Origin of the sequence: Pseudomonas koreensis (assembly GCF_024169245.1) — a bacterium.
Classification (GTDB): Bacteria; Pseudomonadota; Gammaproteobacteria; order Pseudomonadales; family Pseudomonadaceae; genus Aquipseudomonas; species Aquipseudomonas koreensis_F.
The window spans coordinates 1,585,815-1,600,984 of record NZ_JALJWP010000001.1; the positions used below are offsets into that span (position 1 = coordinate 1,585,815).

Genomic DNA, 15,170 nt, shown 5'->3' on the forward strand with positions numbered 1-15,170 from the left:
CTGCCGGAGGCTGCGATCTTTTGATCTTGCTGTTGAAAAACAAAATCAAAAGATCGCAGCCTGCGGCAGCTCCCACAGGATTCGTTGCGCCGAAATTAACTCAAAATGATGAGCAACATCTACAGGACAGCGAAGGTGCCTTGCGCTTTTGCGACCAGTTTGTCGCCCTGCATGACCTCGGCTTCGACCACCAGCGTGCGCCGGCCCGGGTGGATCACCCGGGCCGTGCACAGCACCTCGCCGTCGGAAACGGCGCGGATGTAGTTGATCTTGCACTCGATGGTCGCGCTCTGCTGATCGAAGCCATGGCTGCTGGAACAAGCCAGGCCCATGGCAATGTCGACCAGACTGAACAGCGCGCCGCCGTGCAGCTTGCCGCCACGGTTGCGCAGTTCGGGCTCAAGAGCCAGGGCGACTTGCGCCACCCCGGTTTCGAGGCTGTGCAGGCGGCAGCCCAACAGCTTGAAAAACGCGCTCTCGACGAGCCCGGCCGGCATTTCCATCAGCGTTTCTTCAACTGCTTGGCGTTGGCGAACAGCGAGGCCATCGCGTTGTTCACCGGTGCGGCGGTCGCAGTTTCCTTGCGCGGCGCGTTGCCCGAAGACTGGCGCGGTGCCGAGCCCGGACGCGAACCACGGGCGCCGTCGATCTTCTCGCCCGGAGTGTCGCTCATGCGCATCGACAGGCCGACGCGTTTGCGCGGGATGTCGACTTCCATGACCTTCACTTTCACCACGTCACCGGCCTTCACCGCTTCACGCGGATCTTTGATGAACTTCTCCGACAGCGCCGAGATGTGCACCAGACCGTCCTGATGCACGCCGATGTCGACGAATGCACCGAACGCCGTCACGTTGGTCACCACGCCTTCAAGGATCATCCCCAGTTGCAGGTCCTTGAGATCCTCGACGCCTTCCTGGAATTCGGCAGTTTTGAACTCCGGACGTGGATCGCGACCGGGTTTTTCCAGTTCTAGCAGGATGTCGGTGACGGTCGGCAGACCGAAGGTTTCGTCGGTGAATTTCTTCGGATCCAGGCGCTTGAGGAACGCGGCATCGCCGATCAGCGAGCGGATGTCGCGGTCGGTTTCCGCAGCAATACGCTGCACCAGCGGATAGGCTTCCGGGTGCACCGCCGAGGAATCCAGCGGGTTGTCGCCGTTCATCACGCGCAAGAAACCGGCGGCCTGTTCGAAGGTTTTCTCGCCCAGTCGCGCGACTTTCTTCAGCGCTGCACGGGTCTTGAACGCGCCGTGTTCGTCACGGTGAGCAACGATGTTTTGCGCCAGCGTCGCGTTGAGGCCGGAAATCCGCGCCAGCAATGCCACGGATGCGGTGTTCACATCGACACCGACGGCGTTCACGCAGTCCTCGACCACGGCGTCCAGACCGCGCGCCAGTTTCAGCTGCGAGACGTCGTGCTGGTACTGGCCGACGCCGATGGACTTTGGATCGATTTTCACCAGCTCGGCCAACGGATCCTGCAGGCGACGGGCGATCGACACGGCACCACGGATCGACACATCGAGGTCCGGGAATTCCTTGGCCGCCAGTTCCGAGGCCGAGTACACCGAGGCGCCGGCTTCGGACACCATGACCTTGGTCATCTTCATCGCTGGATATTTTTTGATCAGCTCGATCGCCAGCTTGTCGGTCTCGCGGCTGGCAGTGCCGTTGCCGATGGCGATCAGGTCCACCGAGTGCTTGGCGCACAGAGCGGCAAGGATGGCGATGGTCTGATCCCACTTGTTATGCGGCACGTGCGGGTAAACCGTGGCGTGGTCGAGCAGCTTGCCGGTCGAGTCGACCACGGCAACCTTGCAGCCGGTACGCAGGCCCGGGTCGAGGCCCAAGGTTGCGCGCGGGCCAGCCGGAGCGGCCAGCAGCAGGTCATGCAGGTTGTGCGCGAAAACGTTGATCGCTTCGGTTTCGGCGCCGTCGCGCAACTCGCCCAGCAGGTCGGTTTCCAGGTGGGTGTAGAGCTTGACCTTCCAGGTCCAGCGCACCACTTCACTGAGCCACTTGTCCGCCGGGCGGTTCTGGTTCTGGATGCCGAACTGCTGGCCGATCATGCCTTCGCATGGGTGCATGGTACCGGGCAATTCATCGCCGACCTTCAGCGCGGAGCTGAGGATGCCTTCGTTGCGGCCGCGGAAAATCGCCAGGGCGCGGTGCGACGGCATGCTTTTCAGCGGCTCGTCGTGTTCGAAGTAGTCGCGGAACTTGGCGCCTTCCTCTTCCTTGCCAGCGATGACGCGGGCACTGAGGATCGCTTCCTGCTTGAGGAAATTACGCAGTTTTTCCAGCAGGGCGGCGTCTTCGGCGAAACGCTCCATGAGAATGTACTTGGCGCCTTCCAGCGCAGCCTTGACGTCGGCCACGCCTTTTTCGGCATCGACGAAGCGCGCGGCTTCGGTTTCCGGCGACAGGTTCGGGTCGTTGAACAAGCCGTCGGCCAGTTCGCCGAGGCCGGCTTCGAGGGCGATCTGGCCCTTGGTGCGGCGCTTCTGCTTGTACGGCAGGTACAGGTCTTCGAGGCGCGTCTTGGTGTCGGCGAGCTTGATGTCACGCTCGAGGGCCGGGGTGAGTTTGCCTTGCTCTTCGATGCTGGCGAGGATGCTGATGCGCCGTTCGTCGAGTTCTCGCAGGTAGCGCAGGCGCTCTTCCAGATGACGCAACTGAGTGTCATCGAGGCTGCCGGTCACTTCTTTCCGGTAACGGGCGATGAAGGGAACGGTAGAACCTTCATCGAGTAGCGCGACGGCCGCTTCGACCTGTTGTGGGCGTACGCCGAGTTCCTCGGCGATGCGGCTGTTGATGCTGTCCATAAAACCACCTGACATAGTATGAAAAGCAGGCTCACAGGCACGCAGATAAAGGCCTGGAGGCTGATTGAGCGGCTGAAAGATTGCCGCTGCCTGGATCAAGAGGCTGCCCATTGACCCGTGAAATCGAACAGTTGCTGCACATGGCCGGAAAAAATACCGGCCACTTACGGTAACGATTCAGACGTTGCCTGGCGCAAAACGCCGCGCATTATAACCAGCGTTCTGTCATTCGGGGGCGTCGCAGTCTGTAGGCATAAACCCCGGTTTTCTGGCAGTGAAGGAAAAATCTGCTAACAATGCACACGGTGCGTATAACGGCAGCTACGCCATAATGCGCGCCGAGCTAAAAGGAGCATCCAATGAGCAGCACTGCACAAACGGCTGAAGGCGAAAAAATTCTTATCGTTGATGACGATCCGGGGCTGAGCAGCCTGCTGGAGCGTTTCTTCGTCAGCAAGGGCTACCGTGCCCGTACCGTTCCGAACACCGAGCAGATGGATCGTCTGCTGGCGCGTGAAGTGTTCAATCTGGTCGTTCTCGACCTGATGCTGCCGGGCGAAGACGGCCTGACCGCTTGCCGCCGCCTGCGTGGCGCGAACAACCAGATTCCGATCATCATGCTCACCGCCAAGGGCGATGAGCTGAGCCGTATCAAGGGCCTTGAACTGGGCGCCGATGATTACCTGGCCAAGCCGTTCAACCCGGACGAGCTGATGGCGCGGGTCAAAGCGGTCTTGCGCCGTCAGGCCGCACCGGTACCGGGCGCGCCGGGCAGCGAAGACGAAAACGTCACCTTCGGTGATTACGTGTTGTCGCTGGCCACCCGCGAACTCAAGCGTGGCGACGAGGTGCACATGCTCACCACCGGTGAGTTCGCTGTACTCAAGGCTTTGGTGATGAACGCGCGTCAGCCGCTGACCCGCGACAAACTGATGAACCTGGCTCGTGGCCGTGAGTGGGATGCGTTGGAGCGTTCCATTGACGTGCAGATCTCGCGTCTGCGCCGGATGATCGAGCCCGATGCGTCGAAACCGCGCTACATCCAGACCGTCTGGGGCGTGGGTTACGTGTTCGTACCGGATGGCGCCGCCACCAAGTGATCGGTGATTTGTAGGAGCGGGTCTGCCGGCTCTGGTCGCCTGACCATTGCCACAGACTCGCAATCCGCAATATGCGAGCATTGCTCGCTCCTGCAAGTGTGTAGCGGTTAAAGATGAAAACCCCCGTCTGGTTCCCCCAAAGCTTTTTCTCTCGCACCCTTTGGCTGGTGCTTATCGTCGTGCTGTTTTCCAAGGCGCTGACCCTGGTTTATCTGTTGATGAACGAGGACGTGCTGGTGGATCGCCAATACAGTCACGGTGTCGCTCTGACGCTGCGCGCCTATTGGGCCGCCGACGAAGAAAACCGCGCAAAAATTGCCGATGCCGCGACCCTGATTCGGGTGGTCGGCGCCGGTGTGCCGGAAGGCGAACAGCACTGGCCTTACAGCGAAATCTATCAGCGTCAGATGCAGGCGGAACTGGGTGCCGACACCGAGGTGCGGTTGCGCATGCACTCACCACCGGCACTGTGGGTTCGCGCACCCAGTCTGGGTGATGGCTGGCTGAAAGTACCGTTGTATCCACATCCGCTGCGCGGCCAGAAAATCTGGAACGTGCTCGGCTGGTTCCTTGCCATCGGCCTCTTGTCGACAGCATCGGCATGGATATTCGTCAGCCAGCTCAACCAGCCGTTGAAGCGTCTGGTCTATGCCGCGCGGCAACTTGGCCAGGGCCGTAGCGTGCGCCTGCCGATCAGCGACACGCCGAGCGAAATGACCGAGGTTTACCGCGCGTTCAACCAGATGGCCGAAGACGTCGAACAGGCCGGGCGCGAACGCGAGCTGATGCTGGCGGGGGTGTCCCACGACTTGCGTACGCCGCTGACACGCTTGCGCCTGTCGCTGGAACTGATGGGCGACCACACCGACCTCACCGACGACATGGTCCGCGACATCGAAGACATGGACGCGATTCTCGATCAGTTCCTCGCATTCATTCGCGACGGTCGCGACGAGTCGGTGGAAGAAGTCGACCTCAGCGATCTGGTGCGTGAAGTGGCCGCACCGTACAACCAGAACGAAGAGAAAGTGCGCCTGCGCCTGGAACCGATTCAGCCTTTCCCGCTGCGTCGGGTTTCGATGAAGCGTTTGCTCAACAACCTGATCGGCAACGCCTTGAACCATGCCGGTGGCAGCGTTGAAGTCGCGGCTTATGTTTCCGGTGACGTCAGCGCGCCGTATGTGGTGCTGAGCGTAATGGACCGTGGCGCCGGGATTGATCCGTCCGAGCTCGAAGCGATTTTCAACCCGTTTACCCGAGGTGATCGGGCTCGCGGTGGCAAAGGTACCGGGCTGGGACTGGCGATCGTGAAAAGGATTGCGGCGATGCATGGCGGCAATGTCGAATTGCGCAACCGGTCCGGGGGTGGGCTTGAAGCGCGGGTGAGATTGCCGTTGGGGTTGATGTTGCCCCGCGATGCGGTGTAAAGCCTGAAAAAAAGATCGCAGCCTTCGGCAGCTCCTACTGGAAATGCATTCCCCTGTAGGAGCTGCCGAAGGCTGCGATCTTTTGCTTCTAGCCCTTGCCCTTGGTCCGGGTCATATTCGGCCCGCCATTCTTTTCAAGATGTTCGATGATAATCCCGGCCACGTTCTTGCCGGTGGTGGTCTCAATCCCTTCCAGTCCCGGCGACGAATTCACTTCCATCACCAGCGGGCCATGATTGGAACGCAGAATATCCACACCCGCTACCGCCAGGCCCATGACTTTGGCGGCGCGTAACGCGGTCATGCGTTCTTCCGGGGTGATCTTGATCAGGCTGGCGCTGCCGCCGCGGTGCAGGTTGGAACGAAACTCGCCCGGCTTGGCCTGACGCTTCATCGCCGCGATCACCTTGTCGCCGACCACGAAGCAGCGGATGTCTGCGCCGCCAGCTTCCTTGATGTATTCCTGAACCATGATGTTCTGCTTCAGGCCCATGAACGCTTCGATCACCGATTCTGCCGCCGTGGCTGTTTCGCACAGCACCACGCCGATGCCCTGAGTGCCTTCAAGCACCTTGATCACCAGCGGTGCGCCGTTGACCATGGCGATCAGGTCGGGAATGTCATCCGGCGAGTGAGCAAAACCGGTGACCGGCAAACCGATCCCGCGCCGCGACAGCAACTGCAGCGAACGCAATTTGTCCCGCGAACGGGCAATGGCCACCGATTCGTTGAGCGGGAACACACCCATCATTTCGAACTGACGCAACACCGCGCAGCCGTAGAACGTCACCGACGCGCCAATCCGCGGAATCACTGCATCAAAACCTTCCAGCGGTTTGCCGCGGTAATGGATCTGCGGCTTGTGGCTGGCAATGTTCATGTAGGCGCGCAAGGTGTCGATCACCACCATTTCATGCCCGCGCTCGATTCCGGCTTCGACCAGACGGCGGGTGGAATACAGACGCGGATTACGCGACAGCACAGCGATCTTCATGCAACACCTGTGGAGGAGGTAGATACCGGGAACACCGGCTTGTCTTGTACATATTTGATGCCCGGATTGACCACCAACTGGCCATCGATCAGGGCTTTGGAGCCGAGCAACAGGCGATAGCGCATGGACTTGCGGCAGGCCAGGGTGAATTCCACCGGCCAGACCCGATCACCCAGGGCCAGCGTGGTGCTGATCACGTAGCGCACCTGCGCATGGCCATTGGAGCTTTTGATGGTTTTGCGCGTGACCAGCGGGGCTTCGCAGCGGCGGTGACGCAATTGCACCACCGTGCCCAGGTGCGCGGTGAAGCGCACCCATTTCTCGCCGTCGCGTTCGAACGGTTCGATGTCGGTGGCGTGCAGGCTGGAAGTGCTGGCGCCGGTGTCGATTTTCGCGCGCAGGCCGGCGACTCCCAGGCCCGGGAGCGCCACCCACTCGCGCAGACCGACAACGGTCAAATGATCAAATGTCTTCAATGAAAAAAACCAAGGATTAGCGCTTCCAGGCTTCGTCTGGCACCTGGGGCAACGCTTTGAATGCAGGTCTGGCGAACCAGTAGCCCTGCATCAGAAATATTCCACAGTCCGCGAGGAAATCCCGCTCCCCGACGCTCTCGATGCCTTCGGCAATGACTGTAACGTCCAACTCCGCACACATTGTGACAATCCCCCGCACGATCACCTGACGGACACGGTCTTGATCGACATCGCGGATCAGCGCCATGTCGAGTTTGATCAGGTCCGGTTGGAAATCAGCCAGCAGATTGAGCCCCGAATAGCCGGCACCGAAATCGTCGATGGCGGTCTTGAAGCCGAATTCGCGGTATTCACGCAGAATATTGGTCAAATGGCGATAATTATCTACGTGCTCGATTTCCAGGGTTTCGAAAATCAGCCGGTCGATCGGAAAGTTGTGTTTTCGTGCGGCCTCCAGCGTGCTGCGAATGCATAGCTCTGGACGGTAGACGGCGTTGGGCAAAAAGTTGATCGACAAGTGTGTCTGCATATTAAGGTTCGCCGCACCTTCGATGGCGCGGGTCCGGCAGAGCTGGTCGAAACGGTAGCGATTGTCTTCTGTAACCTGATTTAACACGGACAGTGCGCCTTCTCCTGCCACGCCTCGCACCAGCGCTTCGTGGGCAAACACGGACTGATCGCGAAGGTCGACGATCGGCTGGAAGGCGAAGGCAAAATCGAAGTCCAGCGGCTCGCTTTGCTGGCAGCCCTGGCAACCGCCGTTGGGCGAGGTCAATGAAGTCGGAAATTTTGTCACTCGGTCACTCCAGGCCGGTCATGCGGCGAAGATCACAGTCTATCTGGTGGGCCGGGTTCTTGCGCCCGACAGAAACGGTAGTACAGTTCCGACTACTGGCTGAACGAGGAATTCATATGGCGCAGAAACAGGAGGAGGACGACAAGGTCCGTCTCGATAAATGGCTATGGGCGGCGCGCTTCTACAAGACTCGTGCCCTGGCCAAAGCAGCGATTGAAAGTGGCAAGGTGCATTGTCGCGGCGAACGCTGCAAACCGGGCAAGGAGCCACGCATAGGCGATGAGTTCGAGATTCGCACCGGCTTCGAAGTGCGCACCGTGAGGGTCGAGGCCTTGTCGATCGTGCGTCGTGGCGCACCCGAGGCGCAGACCCTGTATGCCGAGACCGAGGCGAGTATCGCCAAGCGTGAAGCGGCTGCGGCGATGCGCAAGGCAGGGTCGTTGGGCGTGAGCACCGATGGCAAGCCGAGCAAGAAGCAGCGGCGCGATCTGTTCAAGTTTCGCGGTAGCAACGACGAGTAAAAAGATCGCAGCCTGCGGCAGGTCCTACAGTTGGAATGCGATCCCTGTAGGAGCTGCCGAAGGCTGCGATCTTTTCGAGGCACCACCATTTACCGGGCGGAAATTACACTCATCCGCGACACCAGCGGCAACTTGCCCAGCAGCGCGAAAACCGGCGCGGTCAGCTTCAACCAGAAGTTCGACGCGTGCCAGGCAAACGGCGTGTAGTAACCCCAGCCCAATGCCCAGACCGCCAGCAGCACACCACCGATGTAGTCGTCCTGGCCCCAGTGCGCGCCAGCCACCAGGCGCGGCAACATGAACAGCACTGCCAGACCCCAGACCGTCAAAAACTGGCCGACGGTGCGGCTGAACACGCCCATGAACAGCGCCCAGATCAATAGCACCGAAGCATGATCCCCGGGAAAGCTCTGGCCCGAACGGTCCTTCAGCTCCCAGGTTTTTTCTAGGTGCGGAAAATAATCGCTGATGTGCACGGCACCCTCGATCACCATCGACGGGCTGCTGTGCTGCCAGCCCATGTGATCGGCGAATTTGGAAAACAGCGCGCGAATCACCACCATCAACAGCAGGATCGAGAAAAAACCGAAGAATGCGCGGCGCACGTCGATCGCCCTGAAGACCCAGTCGCCCTTGATCAGCAGCGTCAGCAAAATGAGTCCGACGACGATGTCAAACGGGCGCAGACTTGCAATTGCCCAGATGTGGAGCCATATCGGGTTGCTGGCCAGTGGTGCATTGAGCGAGCGGAACAGCCACTCGTCGAAAATCACACACAGCATCTGGCCCGTAGGCCATAACCAGAAAGCCAGTAGCGCCAACGGCACTACGTTACACAGAACCAGCCGGCCGAGGTTCCACCTTGATTGGAACAAACCCGGATTGTTCATAAAATGCCTCCCATGGCGAAAAGCGCCGGCACCAAATAAAGTGCCAGCAAGCGCAAATTTTCACGTTTTGTAACCATTTTGTCATCACATTCAGATACCCAGACTTATGACCGACCTAGCGGATACCGATTTCACTCAACGCTTCATCTTCGATGACAGCGACACTCGCGGCGAGCTGGTAGCGCTGGAGCGCAGCTACGCCGAAGTCCTCGCCAAGCACCCGTACCCGGAGCCAGTCGCGCAGTTGCTCGGCGAACTGATGGCGGCCGCGTCGTTGCTGGTCGGCACGCTCAAGTTCGATGGCCTGCTGATCTTGCAGGCGCGTTCGGAAGGGCCGATTCCATTGCTGATGATCGAGTGCTCCAGCGAGCGCGAAATCCGTGGCCTGGCGCGCTATGACGCCGAGCAGATCGCGGCTGACGCCACCCTCAGCGACCTGATGCCGAACGGCGTTCTCGCCCTGACTGTCGATCCGACTGTGGGCCAGCGCTATCAGGGCATCGTCGACCTCGACGGCGAAACGCTCTCCGATTGCTTCACCAATTATTTCGTCATGTCGCAGCAAGTCGGCACGCGCTTCAAGCTGTTCGCCGACGGTCGTCGTGCCCGTGGCCTGCTGCTGCAGCAATTGCCCGCCGATCGCTTGAAAGACGAAGAAGAACGGGCCGCCAGCTGGCAGCACCTCACCGCGTTGGCCAGCACTCTGAGCGCCGATGAACTGCTCAGCCTGGACAACGAAACCGTGCTGCATCGCCTGTACCACGAGGAGCAAGTGCGCCTGTTCGATGTGCAGCATCTGCGTTTCAGTTGCAGCTGCTCGCGGGAACGCTCCGGCAATGCGCTGGTCAGTCTGGGGCTGGAAGATGCGCTGGCGCTGGCAGCCGAGCAGGGCGGCAAAGTCGAGATCGATTGCCAGTTCTGCAATCAGCAGTACCTGTTCGATGCGGCCGATATTGCTCAATTGTTCGCTGGCGCGGGCGTCGATACGCCGTCAGATACCCGTCACTAAAACGGTTCAGCGCAGGTAAATTCACTGCGGAATGACGGAATATCGCCGTTACGACGGGAGGACCCTACTCTTTTTGGGCTTTTCTGGCATAATCCGGCCCACTTTTTTCGCGGTAGTAGTGCACGACTTTCTACTACAAAACGTTTGGAGCACACTCGGCCACTGGCCGACGGGGAACCTCATGACGCAAGCCAATAACGCCGTGTACACCGATCTGAGTGTTGATGATCTGGTAAAAGAAGCCCTGAATCGCGGTGAAGGCGAGCTTGCCGATACCGGCGCTCTGGTTGTTCGCACCGGTCACCGCACCGGCCGTTCGCCAGTCGACCGTTTCATCGTTGAAGAGCCTTCCACCCAGGCCGCTATCGCCTGGGGCCCGATCAACCGCAAGTTCCCGGCCGACAAGTTCGATGCCCTGTGGGCTCGCGTTGAGGCCTTCAACAACGCGCAAGAGCACTTCGTGTCCCACGTGCATGTAGGCGCGGCGGAAGATCACTACCTGGCCGTGAAAATGACCACGCAGACTGCCTGGCAGAACCTGTTCGGTCGTTGCCTGTTCATCAACCCGGCCCAGTACAACCCGGCTGGCCGCGAAGAATGGCAAGTGCTCAACGTCGCGAACTTCGAGTGCGTGCCTGAGCGTGACGGCACCAACTCCGACGGCTGCGTGATCATCAACTTCGCGCAGAAGAAAGTGCTGATCGCCGGCATGCGTTACGCCGGTGAGATGAAGAAAGCCATGTTCTCGGTGCAGAACTTCCTGCTCCCGGCCGCTGACGTGCTGCCAATGCACTGCGCTGCCAACATCGGCGAAGATGGCGACGTGACCCTGTTCTTCGGTCTGTCGGGCACCGGTAAAACCACCCTGTCGGCCGACGAAAGCCGTTACCTGATCGGTGACGACGAACATGGCTGGGGCGAAGGCGTAGTGTTCAACATCGAAGGCGGTTGCTATGCCAAGTGCATCGACCTCTCCGAGAAGAACGAGCCGGTCATCTGGAAAGCCATCAAGCACGGCGCGGTGCTGGAAAACGTCGTTATCGACGACGCCAAGCACGCCGACTACGCCGATGTCAGCCTGACTCAGAACAGCCGCGCCGCGTATCCGCTGGAGCACGTTGCCAAGCGTTCCGAGAAGAACCTCGGTGGCGAGCCAAACGCGGTGATCTTCCTGACCTGCGACCTGACCGGCGTGCTGCCGCCAGTGTCGATCCTCAACGAAGAACAAGCGGCCTACCACTTCCTGTCCGGCTACACCGCACTGGTGGGCTCGACTGAAATGGGGTCGGGCAGCGGCATCAAGTCGACTTTCTCCACCTGCTTCGGCGCACCGTTCTTCCCGCGCCCGGCTGGCGAATACGCCGAACTGCTGATCAAACGCATCCGCGGCTTCGGCTCCAAGGTCTACCTGGTCAACACCGGCTGGACCGGCGGTGGCTACGGCGTCGGCCAACGCTTCAACATCCCGACCACCCGCGCAGTGATCGCCGCGATCCAGAGCGGCGCGCTGATCGGTGCAGCCACTGAACACCTCGACACCATCAACCTCGACGTGCCACTGGCCGTACCGGGCGTCGACACCAACCTGCTCAACCCACGCAATACCTGGGCTGACAAAGCGGCGTATGACGAGGCAGCGAAAGCCCTGGCCGGTCTGTTCATCGAGAACTTCAAGAAGTTCGAAGTGAGCGACGCGATCAAGGCGGCTGGGCCGAAGTTGTAAGTAGTGGTTTGCAGTGAATGAAAAAACCGCCCTTTGGGGCGGTTTTTTTTATGAGCGAAGATTCCGAGTCAGCTCATTCCCGGAGCTGTTCTTTACATGCCCTAGCCATGTATCAATATTTCTTCACTTTTTGCGTACTACGACCAGAATAATGGCACTTAACGCTACAACAGCTTGACCCTCTTAACTATGGCCATTGCCGCCGTGCATGCAGGACACGAAGCACTTCAACACAGTCTTTTTTGATTACGTAGACGATGACGTAGTTGGAGGCTGCAACGATTTCACGTGTGCCGTCGACCTTGCCCTTTTTGTACAAGGTTGGGCGCTGTCTTGCGATTTCCCCTTTTGATTCGAACATTTCATCGAGGTCCGCAGCCGCGTCGGGGTTGTCCTGGCTGATGCGGTTCATTATCCGGTCTCGGTCAGCAAGCGCTTCCGGGCGCCAGACCAACCTCATCAGCGCCCTCGTTGACGCAGGGCATCACGCTTGGCGGCGAATATTCGGCGAGCGTCTGCATCGCTGACACTAGGTCGTGGATCATCGATGCTGATCTGGACCTGGCGTTTGAACCATTCTTCATAAGCGGCGGCTTCATGCGCTTGCTTCAACGCTTCGGAGCGATCAGGGCGGGCGTAAGTTTTCAGTTGCAGCGGATCATAACCGGAGGCATCCACGTTGAATTGGCTAATGCCCAAGCCTTGCAAATAGGTCACCAGCGTCTCCATTTTTTTGAACAGCCGCAATTGACCACTACGCTGAGCGGTCAGCTTATATATGTTCCTGCCTTGATGAATTTCTATCGACCAGCCACCCGATTTGGCGACGATATTCGTGCCGCTGACAGAACCGTTTTCAACCAAGTGAACAAGGGTGCTGTGATCGATGGTTTCAGTGCTGGTCATAAAAGCGAGCCCTTCGCTGAGTGATGGCTCCCATCGTACGCAATCAATAGTAGTTTGCAAAATTCGACTCCTTGCGGTGCACAGGACGTGGACGGCGATATGTTTTGTTCGTTACTGGGCCGGCGCTTTCCAGTTGAGCATTTGTGTCTGTGCGACTTGCAGCAGGTCGCAGCCGTCCTGGGTCAGTAGATAGAGGGCGTGGGTGAGGTGGGGGATGTCTTCGACGTCGGCTTGTTTGAAGTTGAGGCAGTACAGGGTTTGCAGAAGGTCGCTGGAGGCGCGCAGGCGCTGGACGGCGCACTCGAGGATGTCCTGCGGGTTGGCTTGTGTGTCGATGATCAGCGGTTTGCTGTCGGTGAGGTTTGATTCGAGTGGGCGGTAGCGATCGGCGATGTATTGACGGCGTGCTTTCATTTTTCGACCCCCAGATGCTGCAAATGAAGCCGCCACATCGTGACCAAGCGACAGGAGGCGACTGTGTTCGGGTTGGTCAACCGGTGAGGATCGTGCACATACCCGGCACACCCGAGGGTGTCCCAAACACAGTCACCATAAACTGCAGGCAAGTGAGTGCCCGCGGCATACAGTGCATGCGTATACACGAACCAATCGGGTGACCAAGCCCGAGTCGCTGAACAGACAGCGACAGCCACGACTATAGGTTCGCACCACCCGCTCGTGATAGCCGACAAGGCATCGCGTGAAGTAGGAACGGGAAGAACTCTATGCCGGACGTTGCTATCGATTCTTCAACGTTTTTCAACGCAGATGCTGGTAACCGGAAATATCCAGCAGGCTCGTGGTCAGTCCGGTTGCCGGCCGGTAGATCGTGCCTTTCACCGCCGAGAACGGCACCCCTTTGCTGCCCAGCGAAACATAGCGCTCACCTTGATCCAGTTCGGTGAAGTAGGTGTAGGAAACGCTGTGCATCTTCTTGTAGCGCGCTTCGTCGGCGACGATGGCGCCACTCAGGCGCAGGAGCTCGGCTTCGCTCAGGTTCAGGGTTTTTTCCAGTTGTACGCCCCAGCGCTTGAGGCAGGTTTCGGCGAGGTGGCGGACGATGCGGCCAGGCGCGACCAGCGTTTTCAGGTCGCCGCTGCCGGTGGGCACGCCACCGGCAGCGGTGGCGTTGCCGGCCATGGTCGCGTGGCGTCCAGCCATCGGGTAGATGCAGGTCTTGGTACCGGGAGCGGTTTGTGGAATGACACAGCTGAAACCTTTGGAGCGTTCATCGCGAGCGTAGAAGGCAACATATTCTTTGACATTGGCACCGAGTTTGACACGCGCATCCTGGAAGTTGCCGATTCCCGGTACGGGATCAAGGGCGAATATCTTCACCGGAATATTGCTCAGCTCGCGATCATTCAACATCGCATTGGCCAACATATGGCAACTTACACCGCCTCGGCTCCAACCCACCAGATTCACTTGGGTGGGAATAATGCCGTCCTTGCGGAACGTTTTGATGATCTGCTCCTGCAACTTCTGCTGGGTCACGCTGCGGTCACCGTAGTTGTATTTACGCCAGAACCACGAACCCTCGATCTTCACATTTTCAATAGGAATGCCGGCGGCTTTAAGACGGTTGTATTGAGCCTCGGTCAGTTGCTCACGCTGCCAATCGCACTTGCCCTTGATGATATTGACGGCGTGCTGCACGTTTTCTTCCCAGCCTTTGCCGAAAAGCGTGCCGCTGAGGCCATACTCTTTGGTCTTGGTGAACAGGTCGTCAGCCTGCAGGTTGCCGCTGCCTGGTCCATCCACAATGATCCATTCGGCGAACTCGCGACCTTTATGGTTGGCCGCGAGCGTCGAAACCAGTTCGCCGTCCCAGAAGTTTTCATGGGCGGTATCGAACTTGTTGGAACCCGTACCGCAGAAAAATATAGTTAGAACTGTCATGGTGTTGCTCTCATTAAGTTGAAGAGCAACAAGTTAGAGTGAGTTGCGTGTATAAATAAAGCATGTTGGTGTTTCTGCGTTTGTAATGGGGCAAGTTATATGTTTTTTTTGGTGAGCTTTTTGATTGAAAATTTTAATAAAGTAGCCCTGCACCAGTAACTAAAGTGTGTGGGATTGAACAGGTCACTCCGGCTGGAGCGACCAGTTAGAAGCGGTTTTTCGCCGTTGCAGGTCTTGGATGGACGACAGGGATTGATACATCAGCCCGGCCCATGAGTGCGAGCGAGCAACCGCCAAAGCGCGCATGAGCAGATACTCAATGGGCAGTTGCGCGTGGCGGCGTTGCTGTCTTGTTGATCAGGCCATTGCTGGTGATACGTTCGTCAGGCAGCTGGCAAGGTCCGGTATTTCACCGGGCAGCGGCATGCATCCAGCCAACAGCAGTGAGGCGATGATGAGCGTAAGGGCCAATTTCAGTTTGTTCGACATGTTCATTCCTTTGGGGAGTAGTGCACACAACAGCCGTACAGGCTTGCAGGTGTAATCGTGGACAGAACAAGCACGCTAGCGCGATGCCGAGAAACGCCGCGATAAACAAA

At 58.8% G+C, this 15,170-nt stretch carries 16 protein-coding genes; 5 read left to right on the forward strand and 11 right to left on the reverse strand.

Annotation, left to right across the window (positions count from 1 at the left end):
• Window positions 1–119 precede the first annotated feature (119 nt).
• The gene (locus tag J2Y90_RS07260) at window positions 120–503 is read right to left on the reverse strand and encodes a PaaI family thioesterase (protein ID WP_052512482.1); all 384 of its coding nucleotides are present in this window, start codon (window positions 501–503) and stop codon (window positions 120–122) included.
• On the reverse strand, window positions 503–2,827 hold the full coding sequence (locus tag J2Y90_RS07265; protein WP_253497940.1) for a Tex family protein: 2,325 nt from the start codon (window positions 2,825–2,827) through the stop codon (window positions 503–505). The genes J2Y90_RS07260 and J2Y90_RS07265 overlap by 1 nt, the downstream gene beginning before the upstream one ends.
• Before the next feature lie 359 nt (window positions 2,828–3,186).
• Here J2Y90_RS07265 and ompR point away from each other — a divergent pair, with 359 nt between their 5' ends.
• A complete protein-coding gene (gene ompR / locus J2Y90_RS07270) occupies window positions 3,187–3,927 on the forward strand; it encodes an osmolarity response regulator transcription factor OmpR (protein WP_253497942.1) in 741 nt (246 codons plus the stop codon).
• A gap of 113 nt (window positions 3,928–4,040) precedes the next feature.
• The gene (locus J2Y90_RS07275; protein ID WP_253497944.1) at window positions 4,041–5,354 is read left to right on the forward strand and encodes an ATP-binding protein; all 1,314 of its coding nucleotides are present in this window, start codon (window positions 4,041–4,043) and stop codon (window positions 5,352–5,354) included.
• Window positions 5,355–5,442: 88 nt separating this feature from the next.
• On the opposite strand, the gene rimK is transcribed toward J2Y90_RS07275, so the two are convergent.
• From rimK to J2Y90_RS07290, 3 genes are read right to left on the reverse strand one after another with little or no spacing between them, the layout of a single operon-like run.
• Window positions 5,443–6,348, reverse strand: coding sequence for a 30S ribosomal protein S6--L-glutamate ligase (gene rimK / locus J2Y90_RS07280; RefSeq protein ID WP_024011184.1), 906 nt, complete (start codon window positions 6,346–6,348; stop codon window positions 5,443–5,445).
• Complete coding sequence (locus J2Y90_RS07285; protein ID WP_172667902.1) at window positions 6,345–6,806, reverse strand: ATP-dependent zinc protease family protein; 462 nt, start codon at window positions 6,804–6,806, stop codon at window positions 6,345–6,347. Before J2Y90_RS07285 ends, rimK begins: the two co-directional genes overlap by 4 nt.
• A gap of 34 nt (window positions 6,807–6,840) precedes the next feature.
• Window positions 6,841–7,620, reverse strand: a complete 780-nt coding sequence (locus tag J2Y90_RS07290) for an EAL domain-containing protein (RefSeq protein WP_253497946.1) — start codon at window positions 7,618–7,620, stop codon at window positions 6,841–6,843.
• 116 nt (window positions 7,621–7,736) lie between these two features.
• Here J2Y90_RS07290 and J2Y90_RS07295 point away from each other — a divergent pair, with 116 nt between their 5' ends.
• Complete coding sequence (locus J2Y90_RS07295) at window positions 7,737–8,141, forward strand: RNA-binding S4 domain-containing protein (RefSeq protein ID WP_253497949.1); 405 nt, start codon at window positions 7,737–7,739, stop codon at window positions 8,139–8,141.
• A gap of 89 nt (window positions 8,142–8,230) precedes the next feature.
• Here the strand turns inward: J2Y90_RS07295 and J2Y90_RS07300 are convergent, their stop codons facing one another.
• Entirely contained in the window at window positions 8,231–9,031 is an 801-nt protein-coding gene (locus J2Y90_RS07300; protein ID WP_253497952.1) for a phosphatase PAP2 family protein, read from the reverse strand.
• A 106-nt stretch (window positions 9,032–9,137) separates the two neighbouring features.
• Between J2Y90_RS07300 and hslO the strand changes: the two genes are divergently transcribed.
• Together hslO and J2Y90_RS07310 are read left to right on the forward strand one after the other, a co-directional pair.
• Window positions 9,138–10,040: an Hsp33 family molecular chaperone HslO gene (gene hslO / locus J2Y90_RS07305; RefSeq protein ID WP_042608585.1), complete on the forward strand. Its 903-nt coding sequence runs from the start codon at window positions 9,138–9,140 to the stop codon at window positions 10,038–10,040.
• Window positions 10,041–10,221: 181 nt separating this feature from the next.
• Window positions 10,222–11,763 carry a phosphoenolpyruvate carboxykinase gene (locus J2Y90_RS07310; RefSeq protein ID WP_016772179.1) on the forward strand — a complete coding sequence of 514 codons (1,542 nt, stop codon included), beginning with the start codon at window positions 10,222–10,224 and terminating at the stop codon, window positions 11,761–11,763.
• Between the two features lie 187 nt (window positions 11,764–11,950).
• Here the strand turns inward: J2Y90_RS07310 and J2Y90_RS07315 are convergent, their stop codons facing one another.
• The 5 genes from J2Y90_RS07315 to J2Y90_RS26485 all read right to left on the reverse strand — a co-directional run bounded on the left by J2Y90_RS07315 (window position 11,951) and on the right by J2Y90_RS26485 (window position 15,060).
• Window positions 11,951–12,223, reverse strand: coding sequence for a type II toxin-antitoxin system RelE/ParE family toxin (locus J2Y90_RS07315; protein ID WP_253497955.1), 273 nt, complete (start codon window positions 12,221–12,223; stop codon window positions 11,951–11,953).
• Complete coding sequence (locus J2Y90_RS07320) at window positions 12,223–12,669, reverse strand: hypothetical protein (protein ID WP_253497958.1); 447 nt, start codon at window positions 12,667–12,669, stop codon at window positions 12,223–12,225. The genes J2Y90_RS07315 and J2Y90_RS07320 overlap by 1 nt, the downstream gene beginning before the upstream one ends.
• Window positions 12,670–12,780: 111 nt before the next feature.
• Window positions 12,781–13,083 carry a hypothetical protein gene (locus tag J2Y90_RS07325; protein ID WP_253497961.1) on the reverse strand — a complete coding sequence of 101 codons (303 nt, stop codon included), beginning with the start codon at window positions 13,081–13,083 and terminating at the stop codon, window positions 12,781–12,783.
• Between the two features lie 345 nt (window positions 13,084–13,428).
• The gene (locus J2Y90_RS07330) at window positions 13,429–14,571 is read right to left on the reverse strand and encodes a hypothetical protein (RefSeq protein ID WP_253497964.1); all 1,143 of its coding nucleotides are present in this window, start codon (window positions 14,569–14,571) and stop codon (window positions 13,429–13,431) included.
• A gap of 357 nt (window positions 14,572–14,928) precedes the next feature.
• A complete protein-coding gene (locus tag J2Y90_RS26485) occupies window positions 14,929–15,060 on the reverse strand; it encodes a hypothetical protein (protein WP_301291613.1) in 132 nt (43 codons plus the stop codon).
• Window positions 15,061–15,170 lie beyond the last annotated feature (110 nt).